The sequence below is a fragment of the Streptomyces genisteinicus genome (assembly GCF_014489615.1).
Lineage (GTDB): Bacteria > Actinomycetota > Actinomycetes > Streptomycetales > Streptomycetaceae > Streptomyces > Streptomyces genisteinicus.
The window spans coordinates 6,371,039-6,383,598 of the sequence record NZ_CP060825.1 but is presented as its reverse complement, the minus strand read 5'-3'; the positions used below and the strand labels follow the sequence as shown (position 1 = coordinate 6,383,598).

Genomic DNA, 12,560 nt, shown 5'->3' with positions numbered 1-12,560 from the left:
GGAATCCCGTATTCCGCACTCACTGTCATCACGTTCCGCGATGACGGCGCAGAATGGGGGGCGTGTACGACCCGACGCAGCTGCGGACCTTCCTCGCCGTGGCGCAGACCCTGAGCTTCACCCAGGCGGCCCGGCGGCTCGGCCTGCGGCAGTCGACGGTGAGCCAGCACGTGCGGCGGCTGGAGGACGCCACGGGGCGGCCGCTGTTCACCCGGGACACCCACAGCGTGGAGCTGACGGAGGACGGCGAGGCCATGCTCGGCTTCGCGCGGACGATCCTGCAGGCGCACGAGCGGGCGGCGGCGTACTTCGGCGGGACCCGGATCCGGGGGCGGCTGCGGTTCGGCGTGTCCGAGGACTTCGTGCTGACGCGCCTGCCGGAGATCCTGGAGTCCTTCCGCCGTGAGCACCCCGAGGTCGACCTGGAGCTGTCGGTCGAGCTCTCCGGGACGCTGCACCGGAGGCTGGAGGCGGGCCGGCTGGACCTGGTGCTCGCCAAGCGCGGCCCCGGTTCCGCGGCCGGCCCCGGCGCGGGTGCCGGCTCCGGCTCCGGCACGCGCGCCGGCCAGGGGGACGTGGTGTGGCAGGACCGGATGGTCTGGATCGCGGCCGAGGGGGTGCGGATCGACCCCGAGCGGCCCGTCCCGCTGATCCTCTTCCCGCGCCCGGCGGTCACCCGGGCCAGGGCGCTGGAGGTGCTGGAGCGCGAAGGGCGCGCGTGGCGGATGGCGTGCACCAGCGGCAGCCTCAGCGGTCTGGTCGCCGCGGCACGGGCCGGACTCGGGGTGATGGCGCACACCAGGGGCCTCATCCCGCCGGGCCTGGTGCCGGTTCCCGAGCGGGCCGGCCTGCCCGACCTGGGGACCGTGGACTTCGTCCTGCTCCGCGGCCGCGGCCGCCCGGCGGCCCAGGAGGCGGCGTCGGCACTCGCCCGCGCGCTCCTCGCGGCGGGCGACCGCCTCCACGGGCCGGGGCCGGCCCGCCCGCACGGGGCCTGACCTCGGAGGCCGGCCCCACGAGGCGCGGGCCTCCCCCGGTTCCGGGCCTGCCCGGCTTCCGGCCGGAAAGCGCCTCGACACCCACCTGACCAGCGGGGGAAGCTCGTGGGCCCGGTGGCGTGGCGGTGATCGGCGCGTACAGATTCGGTGGAGATCCGGGAGGACAGTCCTTACCCGCCGGTCAGAATTGCGCCCAACTCGCGCGCGGCGACTCCCGGTTCCCCCTGCTGACCTGTGCGGATACCGGTGAGCGGGGGCGGACGCGGCCCCTCCCGCGGGCCGCCGTCGTGGGGTACGGTCACGGCGCTGTGCGGAGCGCCACAAGGAGCAGGCCATTGCGCGAGTTCACTGTCCCACCCCTGGCCACGGCGCCTCAGGTCGGCGGTCTGGCCGATTCCGTCTTCGACCACGCCCTGGACGACCCCGACCGGGTCGCGCTCGCCCGCAAGGACGCCGCCGGCGACTGGCAGGACGTGACCTCCGGCCGGTTCCGCGACGAGGTCCTGGCTCTCGCCAAGGGGCTGCTCGCGCAGGGCGTGCGGTTCGGCGACCGGGTCGCGCTGATGTGCCGCACCCGCTACGAGTGGACCCTGTTCGACTTCGCGCTGTGGACCGTGGGCGCCCAGTCCGTCCCGGTGTACCCGACCTCGTCCGCCGAGCAGGTGTACTGGATGCTCCACGACGCCGAGGTGTCGGCGTGCATGGTGGAGCACGAGGACCATGCCATGACGATCGGCTCGGTGATCGACCGGCTGCCCCAGCTCAAGCGGTTGTGGCAGCTCGACGCCGGCGCGCTGGAGGAGCTGTACGCGGCGGGTGCGCACATCGAGGAGGAGACCGTCCACCGGCACCGGCGGGCCGTGACCCCGGACTCGGTGGCCACCGTCATCTACACCTCGGGCACCACGGGCCGCCCCAAGGGCTGCGTGATCACCCACTCCCACTTCATGTTCGAGGCCGACACGATGATCGGGCGCTGGGAGCCGGTGTTCCACTCGCGCCCCGGCGACGAGGCCGCCACCCTCCTCTTCCTGCCCCTGTCGCACGTCTTCGGCAGGATGGTGGGGGTCGCCGCGATCCGCGGCCGCGTCAAGCTCGGTCACCAGCCGGTGCTCCAGGCCGCCGCGCTCTTGCCGGACCTGGTCAGCTTCCGCCCCACGTTCGTCCTCGCGGTGCCGTACATCTTCGAGAAGATCTTCCACGCGGCCCGCCGCAGGGCGGAGCGCGAGGGCCGGGTCGGCCCCTTCGACAAGGCCGTCGAGGTGGCGGTGAAGTACGCGGAGGCCATGGAGCACCGGGCGTTCGGCCTGGGGCCCGGCCCCTCGGCGGGTCTGCGGATGCAGCACCAGTTCTTCGAGAAGCTGGTGTACTCCAAGGTCCGCGAGGCGATGGGCGGCCGGGTGCGGCACGCCATGTCGGGGGGCTCGGGCATGGACCGCAGGCTCGGCCTCTTCTTCGAGGGCGCGGGGGTCACCGTCTACGAGGGGTACGGGCTGACCGAGTCGACCGCGGCCGCCACCGCGAACCCGCCGGAGCGGGTCCGCTACGGCACGGTCGGCCAGCCCATCCCCGGGACCACGGTGCACATCGCGGAGGACGGCGAGGTCTGGCTGCACGGCGGCAACGTGTTCTCCGGCTACCTCAACAACCCGAAGGCCACGCAGGCGGTGCTGCACGACGACTGGCTGGCCACCGGGGACCTCGGCTCCCTCGACGAGGACGGCTATCTGACGATCACCGGCCGCAAGAAGGAGATCCTGGTGACGTCGGGGGGCAAGAGCGTGTCCCCGGCCGGTCTGGAGGAGCGGGTGCGCTCCCATCCGCTGGTGGCGCAGTGCATCGTGGTCGGCAACGACCGCCCGTACATCGCCGCGCTGGTCACCATCGACCAGGAGGCCGTGGACCACTGGCTGGCGATCCAGGGCAAGGCGCCGCTCGCCGCCGCCGACCTGGTGCGCGATCCGGACCTGGAGATGGAGATCCGGCGTGCGGTGGTCGCCGCCAACACCCTCGTGTCGAAGGCGGAGTCGATCCGCACGTTCCGCATCCTCGCCCACCCCTTCAGCGAGGAGCACGGGCTGCTGACTCCCTCGCTGAAGCTGAAGCGCCGGGCCATCGAGAAGGCGTACGCGGTCGAGGTGGACGCCCTGTACACGTGAGGGCACGACCGTGTGCGAGCCTGCGGGAATGTGTGCGGGTATGTGATCGTTGACCTGCCGTACCCATCGACGACGTTAGGATCGACCGCTCGTGAGCCAGGTCCCCTCCATCACCCTCAACAACGGTGTCGCCATGCCGCAGCTCGGTTTCGGAGTCTGGCAGGTGCCGGACGACGAGGCGGAGCAGGTGGTGACCACGGCCCTGGAGGCCGGTTACCGCAGCATCGACACGGCCGCGGTCTACAAGAACGAGACGGGCACGGGCCGGGCGATCACCGGGTCCGCCGTCGCCCGTGAGGACCTCTTCGTCACCACCAAGGTGTGGAACAGCGACCAGGGCCACGACGCCACGCTGCGCGCCTTCGACGCCTCGCTGGAGCGGCTCGGCCTCGACTACGTGGACCTCTACCTGATCCACTGGCCGCTGCCCGCCCGCGACACCTACGTCGACACCTACCGGGCGCTGGAGAAGATCCTCGCCGACGGCCGTGCCCGGGCCATCGGCGTCTCGAACTTCCTGCCGGAGCACCTGGAGCGGCTGGTCGCCGAGACCTCCGTCGTCCCGGCGGTGAACCAGATCGAGCTCCACCCGCGCCTCCAGCAGCAGGCCTCCCGCGCCGCGCACGCCGCGCACGGCATCGCGACGGAGGCGTGGTCCCCGCTCGGCCAGGGCAAGGGGCTGCTGGAGGTGCCCACGGTCCTGGCCGTGGCCCGCAAGCACGGCCGCACCCCGGCCCAGGTGGTGCTGCGCTGGCACCTCCAGCTGGGCAACGTGGTGATCCCGAAGTCCTCGACCCCGTCGCGGATCGCGGAGAACTTCGACGTGTTCGGCTTCGAGCTGGACGCGGACGACCTGGCGGCGTTCGCCGCCCTCGACGAGGGCAAGCGGCTCGGCCCCGACCCGGCGGAGTTCGACGTCGCCTGACGTGTCCGGACCGCCGACGCGCCCGCCGGATGCCGGCGGGCGCGTCGGCGTCCGGCGGCATCCGGCGTCCCGCACCCGGTGTTCCGGCGCCTTGTCGGTGCCCGGTGCGACGATGGTCGCCGTCGTGGCGCGCCGGGCGCCGCGGGCGCCCCGTCACGCCGTGACGTGCGGCGCGGGGTGGTGGCACGGGAGGCGATGAGGGTGAGCGGCCCACTGGAGCCGGGGCTCTATCTGGTGCGCAACGCGGGCAGCGGGCTGGTGCTGGAGGTCGCGGGCGGGGCGCGCGGCGGCGGGGCCAGGGTGCAGCAGGCCGGGGAGACCGGTGCGCCGCACCAGCACTGGCACATCACGCCCGTGCCGAACGGCGGCGGACTCCATCATCTGGTGAACGAGGCCAGCGGCAAGCGTCTCGACGTCGCGGGGGCGTCCACGGAGAACGGCGCCCGCGTCCAGCAGTGGCGGGCCAACAACTTCGGCGCCCAGGAGTGGACGATCGAGGAGCATCTCGACGCCCCGGGCACGGTGGCGCTGGTGAGCTTCGTCAGCGGGCTGCTGCTGGAGATCGCGGACGGCAGCACCGAGGAGGGTGCGGACGTCCGGCAGTGGGAGGACACCGACGGGGCCCATCAGGCCTGGCGGCTGGAGCCCGTGCGGCCCGGCCGCTAGTCGTCCCGCGCGCCCGCCGCGCCGCCCCTGCCTCCGGTCTCCGTCCGGTGCGGGTCGGGGGCGGTCCCCGGCCTGCGGAAGGCGAGCAGGGTGTACGAGGGGTCGTGGCGGCGCCGGGACTGATGGGGCAGCGCGCGCAGGGCTGCGGCGAGCCGCTCCGCCGTGGCGCCGTCGTCCCCGTCGTCGAACCAGGACCGGTAGCCCCCCGCCAGCAGCATGCCCGCGGCGTCCTGCGGCGTACGGCCCTGGCCGTGCCCGGTGAAGCGGGCGCCGCCCGCGGGCCGCAGGCCGTGGGCGGCCGCGGTGTCCGTGACGAGGTCGCCGCGGTCCGATGCGTGCGCCCGGGACCGGTGGGGCCGCAGGACGGTGTCGATGTCGCTGCCGACGTCGTGCCCGGCGTCCTTGTCGACCGTGGCGACGAGGACTCCCCCCGGCCGCAGGACGCGCGCCGCCTCGGCGATCACGGGGCCCGCGTCGGGGAGCAGATGCAGCAGCCACACCGCGGTGACCGCGTCGACGGACGCGTCGCGGACCGGGAGCCGCCGTACGTCGCCGAGCGCGACGCCGCCGGGAACGCGCGCGACGGCCCGGCGGGCCATCGCGGCGGAGGCGTCGCAGCCGTGCACCGACAGGCCGGTGCGGGCCAGGCGTTCGGTGACCAGACCGGTGCCGCACCCGATGTCCAGGAGCGTCCGGGCGGTGGGCGGGACGAGGCCGAGCACGGCACGGGCGGCGGCCCCGGCCCGGGGCACCCCGCCCCGGGTCGCGTCGTAGCGGTCGGCCTCGCGGTCGTAGTCGAGCACGTCCGGCTACTCGGCCCCGTGCCCGGGGGCGATGTCCGCGACGCGGCGGGCGAGCGAGAAGTCCCGGTCGGTGAGGGCGTTCACGTCGTGGGAGAGCACGGTCAGGGACACCGTGTCGTAGCCGAGGGTCAGATCGGAGTGGTGGTTGAGCTCCTCCTGGATCTGCGCGATGTGCACCACCATGGCCGTCGCGGCGAAGTGGGACCCGAGACGGTAGCTGCGGGCGATGCGGTCGCCCTCCTGGGACCAGCCGGGGAGCTCCCGCAGGCGGTCCTCGATCTCCTTCTGCGACAGCGGCTCGGTGGGCATGGGCGTGATCCTTCCGGGAGAGGGCGGCGGACGGGGACACCATAGAGGCGATGCCCGCTAAATCGGATGCCCGCACCCGGACGCGCTGTGTACGTTCGACCGAGTGGAACCATTGACCGACAAAGAGATCCGCGCGTCCTTCGTGAACTGCACCAAGGGTGACGCCGGCCGGATGCGGCTCCCCCTCGACTTCGCCGGGCTCCCCTGGGACGACCTCGACTTCCTGGGCTGGGTGGACCCCGGCGCACCGCTGAAGGCCCATCTGGTGCTGCCCCGCGAGCAGGGGCCCGTGGGCATCGCCCTGCGGATCCCGTCGGCCGGCCGGACGAGCGCGCTGAAGTCGAGCATGTGCCAGGCCTGCCTGACCGCGCACGCCTCCTCGGGGGTGACGCTCTTCGCGGCGCCGCTCGCGGGCACCGCCGGGCGGGAGGGCAACACCGTCGGCACCTACCTCTGTGCCGACCTCGCCTGCTCGCTGTACGTGCGCGGCAAGCGGCAGCCGAAGCTGCGGCACGGCCGGTACGAGGAGAGCCTGACCGTCGAGGAGCAGATCCGGCGGACCACGGACAACCTCGGGGCCTTCGCCGACAAGGTCCTTGGCCTGCGCTGAGCGGCCGCCGTCACCGGGCGCGGGACGGAGTCGGGGGCCGGGGGCCCCGGACGCCGGACCCCGACGCTCCGGGCCCCGGGCTCCGCGCACGGCACACGACGGCCGCGGGACGGAGGGCGGCGGACGGCGGGGCGCACGGCGGACGACGGCCGCGCCGGGCGGCCCCGCGCCGCCGTCACCGGCGGGTGGCCTCCAGGACCCGCCCGATGGTGTCCGCGTCGGCGGCGCTCTTGTCGGGGCGGTGGCGCAGCACCCGGGCGAAGCGCAGGGCGACGCCGGCGGGGTAGCGGGAGGAACGCTGGAGTCCGTCGTAGGCGATCTCCACGACGAGTTCCGGCCGCACCGTGACGGTCCAGCCGTCGTCCTCGACGGCGAGCTCGCCCAGGCGCCGGGTCTGCCAGTGCAGCATCTCGTCGGTGAGGCCCTTGAACGTCTTGCCCAGCATGACGAATCCCCCGTCCTCGGCCCGGGCGGCGAGGTGCAGGTTGGAGAGCAGTCCGGTGCGCCGCCCGCTGCCGCGTTCGACGGCCACGACGACGAGGTCGAGGGTGTGGACGGGCTTGACCTTCAGCCAGGACCTGCCCCGGCGTCCGGCGACGTACGGCGCGTCGAGCGCCTTGACCAGCACCCCCTCGTGCCCCCTGCGCAGCGTCTCGGCGAAGAACTCCTCGGCCGCCGCCACCTGTCCGGCGTCCCCGGGGTCCTCGACGACCTGCCGCCGCACCCGCAGCGGTTCGGGGACGAGCCGGGCGAGGTGCTCGTGGCGTTCGCGCCCGGGCAGGTCGAGGATCTCCTCGCCGCCGGCGGCGAGGACGTCGAAGTAGACCGGTGACACCGGCAGTGCGGCACGGGCGGCGGCGACGTCCACGCGGGAGCCCACGCGGGAGGCGATGTCCTGGAAGGGGGCGGGCCGGCCGTCGGGGCCGACCGCGATGACCTCGCCGTCCAGGATGAACCGGTCCCCGGGCAGCCCCCGGGCGCCGTCCGCCACTTCGGGCAGCCGTGCGGTGATGTCGTCGAGCGAGCGGGTGCAGACGCGCACCTCGTCTCCGTCGCGGTGGACCTGCACACGGATGCCGTCGTGCTTCTCCTCGACGACGCACGCCGTGCCCAGGGCCGCCACCGCCTCGGTGACCGAGGCGGCGGTGTGGGCGAGCATCGGCTGCACAGGGCTGCCGACCCGCAGCCGGAACCGTTCCAGCGCCTGGGGGCCGTCGGCGAACAGGGCCTCGGCGACGCGCGGCAGCGAACCCTCCAGCATGACGGCACGCCGCACGGCGTCCGCCGGTGCGCCCGAGGCGCGGGCGACGGCGTCCAGGGCCACCGCGTCGAGCGCCCCCTGGCGCACCTCGCCGGCCAGCAGGCTGACCAGGAAGCGCTGTTCGCCCGCCGTGGCGGCGCCGAGGAGTCCTGCGAGCGCGGCGCGGCGACGGTTCTGCGCACCGGCACCGGCGACGGCCGCGAGCGCGGTCAGCGCCGCGTCGGTCCCGGTGACGGTGAGCGAGGGCTCGGCGGCGGGTGGCACGTCCTCCCGGAGCAGGCTCCGGCCGACTCCGATCCGGCCCTGGGGAAGCCGGCCTGCGAGGTAGGCGATGACCAGGGCGACGTCCTCGGGCCCCGCCTCGGCGAAGAGTTCCGCGAGGGCGGCGGTCTTGCGGGAGCGGGCGGAGGTGGCGGCGACCTCGCGGGACACGTCGGCGAGCCGTACGAGCAGCATGCCGTCATGGTGCCCCGGCGCCGGCGCCCCGCACGGAACGGCACGCGGGACACCGCGTCCCCGCCCGCCGTGCCGGTGCCGGTGCCGGTGCCCCGGAACGACCGCGCCCGGCCCCGCGGTACGCCGTCGGCCACCGGCCGTCCTCGTCTGGCCGGGTACGGTCTCCCCACGGTTCACCCGACTCCCCTACCGTTCCTCCGACTTGACCTGACCACGTCGACTTTCGAGGGACGGATCCATGGGGAAGCTCCTGCGCGCGGCCTCGACCACCTGCGCCGCGGCCGCGCTGCTCGCCGCCGCGCTCGTACCGGCCGAGGCCGCCACCGCCTCCGCGGCGGACCCGGGCGGACTGCCCTGGTCCTCGACCACGTCGGTGGGGGTGCACAACGCCTACGAGCAGAGCACCTACCCGTACTTCGCGGACGCGCTCGACTCCGGGGCGGGGATGCTGGAGATCGACGTGTGGACGAACGTGTTCGGCCGGTCCTGGCGCGTGTCGCACGAGAATCCGCTCGGCAACGCCAACAACTGCGCCGGCGCGGCGAGCGCGGCCCAACTGCGCACCGGCGCACGCAACCGCGACCTCGGCGGCTGCCTCGCCGACATGCGGGCATGGCACGACGCCAACCCGGGCCACCGGCCGATTCTCGTCAAGATCGAGCTCAAGGACGGATTCCAGGACAACGCGGGCCGGGGCCCCGACGAACTCGACGCCCTGCTGCGGTCCCGGCTCGGCGACGCGCTCTTCCGGCCGGCCGAGCTGGCCGGCGCCCATGCCGATCTGGACACCGCGGTACGGGCGGACGGCTGGCCCGGTCGTGCGGCGATGAGCGGCAAGTTCGTCGTCGAGCTGATCCCGGGGACGGTGGAGCAGGGCAATCCGCTGGATTCCCTGTGGACCGACCGGGAGTACGCGCAGCATCTGCGCAACCTGAAGGCCGCGGGGCGGCTCGCGGACGCGGGTGCGTTCCCGGCCGTGCACAAGGCCGCGGCCGGCGATCCGCGCACCCGCTACGCGGACGGGTCGATCCGTCCGTGGTTCGTGGTGTTCGACGGGGACGCGTCGGCGTACGCGAACGGCTCGATCGACACGTCCTGGTACGACCGGAACCACTACCTGGTGGTGATGACGGACGCGCACAACGTCGCCCCGGCCATCGACGGCACCCGCCCGACCGAGGCCCAGGCGCGGGACCGCGTCGCGCTGCTGGCGGGGCGGCACGCGAGCGTGGTGTCCGCCGACTGGTACCCGTTGCCGTCGGTGCTCGCCACGGTCCTGCCGCGGGGCGGGGCGTGACGGTCACGCGTGGCGACGGCGGGACCCGACGGTGACGCCGCCGAGGGGCAGGGGTGGACACCGCCCCTCGGCGGCGGGCATGGAGCACCGGACAACTCCGGAAACGACCCGATAAGCCCTGGGTAAAGCATGACGTGAAGTAATACACATCACATCGGGGCCCGGGGGCGCCCGGGAACACCCCTCGGTGGTTTACCGTTCATCTAAGCGTGGGTGTGGATGGGACAGTGTCCCCGGGCCTCACCTTCTGCCCGCAGGGACGATCGTTCGGCTGAAGCCCTGCGGAGCGACTCGCCGAGAGGCGACCGCCATGCACACCCACCCCTTGACCGCCCCGACCGGAAACCCCCGTTCGGCCGGGGCTCCTCTTCTCCCCGCCCCCTGGCTCCTCAGCCGGGGAGCGCGGCGGTGAGATCGACCTCCACCAGCTGGCCGGCGTAGCCGAGCCGGCTCACCCCGAGCAGGGTGCTCGCGGTCGTGAACGCCGCCCCCACCACGGAGTCGCACAGCCGCTGCCAGACGGCGGCCAGCACCTCCCGGTCGTCCGTGCTCACGTAGATCACCGAACGCACCACGTCCTCGGGCCCCGCCCCCACGGCTGCCAGGGCGATGAGCGCGTTGGCGGCCACCTGGTCGGCCTGGCGCTCCGGATCGCCCTCGCCGACGAGCCTGCCCTCCCGGTCCAGCGGACACTGGCCGGCCAGATAGGCGGTGCGGCCGGCCTCGACGACGGTGATGTGGTGATAGCCCGGCGTCGCGTGCAGCCGCCGGGGGCTGACACGGGTGATCCGGTCGCTCGTAGCCTCGGTCATACCGGTGAGTGTGGGGCCGTCGCGCCCTCGGGGCACATGATTTCCGGCCACCGGATCCGTCCCGTGACCCGCCCGGCGGGACGACGGAGCCCCTCCGCGGACGCACCCACCGGCGGACATCCGCTTTCTCCCGATATACGGAGGTGCAAGGGTCTGGCCATCCGGGCTCCGGAGTTCGAAGGTTGGTGATGCAGGTCACATACGTCACCGGCGCAGCTCGCACGGCCGAGCCCTGCCAGGACGTCGTTTCACGCGCGGAGCACCGAGCACAGCAGCAGGAGGATCGGACGATGTCGTCTTCCATCGAGCAGTCCGTCGAGCAGTCCGTCACGGCCCGCCTGATCGGCGACGCGGCCCCGTCCGCGGGAGTCCCGGTGATCATGCGCTACCGGCCCGCCGACCCGTTCGCCGTCCGGATGGTCTTCCCGCCCGAGGCCTGCCTCGGCGACACGTCCGTGACCTGGGCCTTCGCCCGCAGTCTGCTCGACTCCGGGCTGCGCACCCCGGCCGGCGACGGGGACGTGCACATCTGGCCGTGCGGCCGCGTCCAGACCATGGTCGAACTCCGCTCTCCCGACGGTGTCGCGCTGCTCCAGTTCGCCACGTCGAGCCTGCGCGGCTTCCTCGCCGACGCCTACGACGCCGTCCCCGCGGGAGAGGAGAGCGCCGCCTCGGACATCGACCACGACCTGGCCGTCCTGCTCGGCGGAGCCGCGGACTGAGAGCCCGCACGATCCGCCCGGTGACGCGACCGCCGGGACACCGGCCCGCCACGGCCCGCGGACCGGACGACGCCCGTTTTGTACTACGGTCTGCGTATGACAACTGTCGCGTCCGGTACCGGGGTAGGGCCGCTGCTGCGCGGCTGGCGCGAACGCCGGCGGATCAGCCAGCTGGAACTCGCCCTCCGCGCCGACTCCTCGGCCCGCCACATCAGCTTCGTCGAAACGGGCCGCTCGCGCCCCAGCGAGGACATGGTCCTCCGGCTCGCCGAACACCTCGACGTGCCGATGCGCGAGCGCAACGCGCTGCTCCTCGCCGCCGGTTACGCGCCCCGGTACACCGAGACGCCCGTCGACGCGCCCGCCCTCGGCGCGCTCCGCGAGGGCATCGAGACCCTGCTCAAGGGATACGAGCCGTACCCGGCGCTCGTCGTCGACGGCTCGTACACCGTCGTGGCCGCGAACAGCGGCGTCCTCATGCTGCTCGACGGAGTGCCGGCCCACCTGCTCGCACCGCCGCTCAACGCCATGCGGCTGACGCTCCACCCCGAGGGCCTCGCGCCGCGCATCCGCAATCTGCCCGAGTGGCGGGGCCACCTGCTGGCGCAGATGGAGCGTCAGATCGCGCTGGTGCGCTCCGAGCCGCTGCGGCGGCTGTACGAGGAGGTCGCCGCCTACCCGCCGCCCGAGCGGGCGGGCGACCTTCCGGACGACCCCGCTCCCGACGGCGGGGCCGCGGTCCCCTACCCGTACTTCGCCCTGCCCCTGCGGATCGAGCACGGGGGCAGGCTGCTGTCGTTCGTGTCGTCCATCTCGACGTTCAACACGCCGCTGGACGTCACCGTCGCCGAGCTGGCCATCGAGACCTTCCTCCCGGCCGACGCGGAGACGGTGGAGTACCTGGGCTCGCTCACGCAGTGACGGCGTCGTCCGCCTTCAGCGCCGACCACTGGAGCACCGCGAACCCGCCCACGGTCAGGGCCTGGAGCACCGTCCAGACCGCGCCCGCGGCGGTCGGCTCCAGCCAGAGCGCGAGCGCGGCGATGCTCAGCACGGACCAGAGCAGGTTCGCGTCCACGACGGCCTTCACCGCCGTGGCGGGCGGCGCGGGGCGGGCGGCGAGGAGACCGACCGCGGCCGCGAAGCCGGTGAGGAAGACACCGAGCCAGAAGAGCAGCGTGCCGTCCACGCCCAGCAGCCGCCCGAGCGGGCCGGAGGCCGCCACGTAGGCGAGCCCGTTGACGCCGGTCACGACGGCGTCGAGGGCGAGGAAGCGGCGCAGCATGGTGCGCGGCGCGGTGGTGCGGGCGAGACCCGCGAGCAGGGCCTGGGACATGACGGATCAGCCTCCATCGACAGGGGTGCGGTCCCGGGCACCGGGCGGAGTGCGCCGCCCGGTACCCGGTGACGAACAGCCTGCCGGGGCCGGGGCCGGGGGTCGATTACGCCGGAGGTAATGGCCGGGTAGGCCGGAGGTCATGGCCGGGTACGCCGACGGTCATGGCCGGGTATACCGGGGGCGGACGACCGGGGGCGCCGGGG

13 protein-coding genes are annotated in these 12,560 nt (G+C 73.9%); 8 read left to right on the top strand and 5 right to left on the bottom strand.

The annotated features are described in order from the left end of the window. Nucleotides 1-53 precede the first annotated feature (53 nt). The 4 genes from IAG43_RS27475 to IAG43_RS27460 all read left to right on the top strand — a co-directional run bounded on the left by IAG43_RS27475 (nt 54) and on the right by IAG43_RS27460 (nt 4,748). Nucleotides 54-998 carry a LysR family transcriptional regulator gene (locus IAG43_RS27475; RefSeq protein ID WP_187743363.1) on the top strand — a complete coding sequence of 315 codons (945 nt, stop codon included), beginning with the start codon at nt 54-56 and terminating at the stop codon, nt 996-998. Between the two features lie 359 nt (nt 999-1,357). Continuing rightward, complete coding sequence (locus tag IAG43_RS27470) at nt 1,358-3,157, top strand: AMP-dependent synthetase/ligase (protein WP_187744665.1); 1,800 nt, start codon at nt 1,358-1,360, stop codon at nt 3,155-3,157. 91 nt (nt 3,158-3,248) lie between these two features. Further along, nucleotides 3,249-4,082 (top strand): aldo/keto reductase, encoded by an 834-nt coding sequence (locus IAG43_RS27465; RefSeq protein WP_187743362.1) that lies wholly within the window; start codon nt 3,249-3,251, stop codon nt 4,080-4,082. Between the two features lie 195 nt (nt 4,083-4,277). Continuing rightward, nucleotides 4,278-4,748 carry an RICIN domain-containing protein gene (locus tag IAG43_RS27460; protein ID WP_187743361.1) on the top strand — a complete coding sequence of 157 codons (471 nt, stop codon included), beginning with the start codon at nt 4,278-4,280 and terminating at the stop codon, nt 4,746-4,748. On the opposite strand, the gene IAG43_RS27455 is transcribed toward IAG43_RS27460, so the two are convergent. Both IAG43_RS27455 and IAG43_RS27450 read right to left on the bottom strand, forming a co-directional pair. Beyond that, nucleotides 4,745-5,551, bottom strand: a complete 807-nt coding sequence (locus IAG43_RS27455; RefSeq protein ID WP_187743360.1) for a class I SAM-dependent methyltransferase — start codon at nt 5,549-5,551, stop codon at nt 4,745-4,747. The genes IAG43_RS27460 and IAG43_RS27455 overlap by 4 nt on opposite strands. Nucleotides 5,552-5,557: 6 nt before the next feature. Next, the gene (locus IAG43_RS27450) at nt 5,558-5,860 is read right to left on the bottom strand and encodes a 4a-hydroxytetrahydrobiopterin dehydratase (protein WP_187743359.1); all 303 of its coding nucleotides are present in this window, start codon (nt 5,858-5,860) and stop codon (nt 5,558-5,560) included. 103 nt (nt 5,861-5,963) lie between these two features. Here IAG43_RS27450 and IAG43_RS27445 point away from each other — a divergent pair, with 103 nt between their 5' ends. After that, nucleotides 5,964-6,470 (top strand): FBP domain-containing protein, encoded by a 507-nt coding sequence (locus IAG43_RS27445; RefSeq protein ID WP_187743358.1) that lies wholly within the window; start codon nt 5,964-5,966, stop codon nt 6,468-6,470. A 175-nt stretch (nt 6,471-6,645) separates the two neighbouring features. On the opposite strand, the gene IAG43_RS27440 is transcribed toward IAG43_RS27445, so the two are convergent. Continuing rightward, nucleotides 6,646-8,187 carry an ATP-dependent DNA ligase gene (locus tag IAG43_RS27440; protein ID WP_187743357.1) on the bottom strand — a complete coding sequence of 514 codons (1,542 nt, stop codon included), beginning with the start codon at nt 8,185-8,187 and terminating at the stop codon, nt 6,646-6,648. 238 nt (nt 8,188-8,425) lie between these two features. Here IAG43_RS27440 and IAG43_RS27435 point away from each other — a divergent pair, with 238 nt between their 5' ends. Continuing rightward, a complete protein-coding gene (locus IAG43_RS27435) occupies nt 8,426-9,484 on the top strand; it encodes a phosphatidylinositol-specific phospholipase C domain-containing protein (protein ID WP_187743356.1) in 1,059 nt (352 codons plus the stop codon). 389 nt (nt 9,485-9,873) lie between these two features. On the opposite strand, the gene IAG43_RS27430 is transcribed toward IAG43_RS27435, so the two are convergent. After that, a complete protein-coding gene (locus IAG43_RS27430; protein WP_187743355.1) occupies nt 9,874-10,296 on the bottom strand; it encodes a RidA family protein in 423 nt (140 codons plus the stop codon). Nucleotides 10,297-10,586: 290 nt separating this feature from the next. On the opposite strand from IAG43_RS27430, the gene IAG43_RS27425 reads away from it, so the two are divergent. Together IAG43_RS27425 and IAG43_RS27420 are read left to right on the top strand one after the other, a co-directional pair. Further along, nucleotides 10,587-11,018, top strand: a complete 432-nt coding sequence (locus tag IAG43_RS27425) for an SsgA family sporulation/cell division regulator (RefSeq protein WP_187743354.1) — start codon at nt 10,587-10,589, stop codon at nt 11,016-11,018. Nucleotides 11,019-11,114: 96 nt separating this feature from the next. Then, nucleotides 11,115-11,939 carry a helix-turn-helix domain-containing protein gene (locus tag IAG43_RS27420; protein WP_187743353.1) on the top strand — a complete coding sequence of 275 codons (825 nt, stop codon included), beginning with the start codon at nt 11,115-11,117 and terminating at the stop codon, nt 11,937-11,939. Here IAG43_RS27420 and IAG43_RS27415 read toward each other — a convergent pair. Then, a complete protein-coding gene (locus tag IAG43_RS27415) occupies nt 11,929-12,354 on the bottom strand; it encodes a hypothetical protein (RefSeq protein ID WP_187743352.1) in 426 nt (141 codons plus the stop codon). The two genes, IAG43_RS27420 and IAG43_RS27415, sit on opposite strands and share 11 nt — an antisense overlap. Nucleotides 12,355-12,560 lie beyond the last annotated feature (206 nt).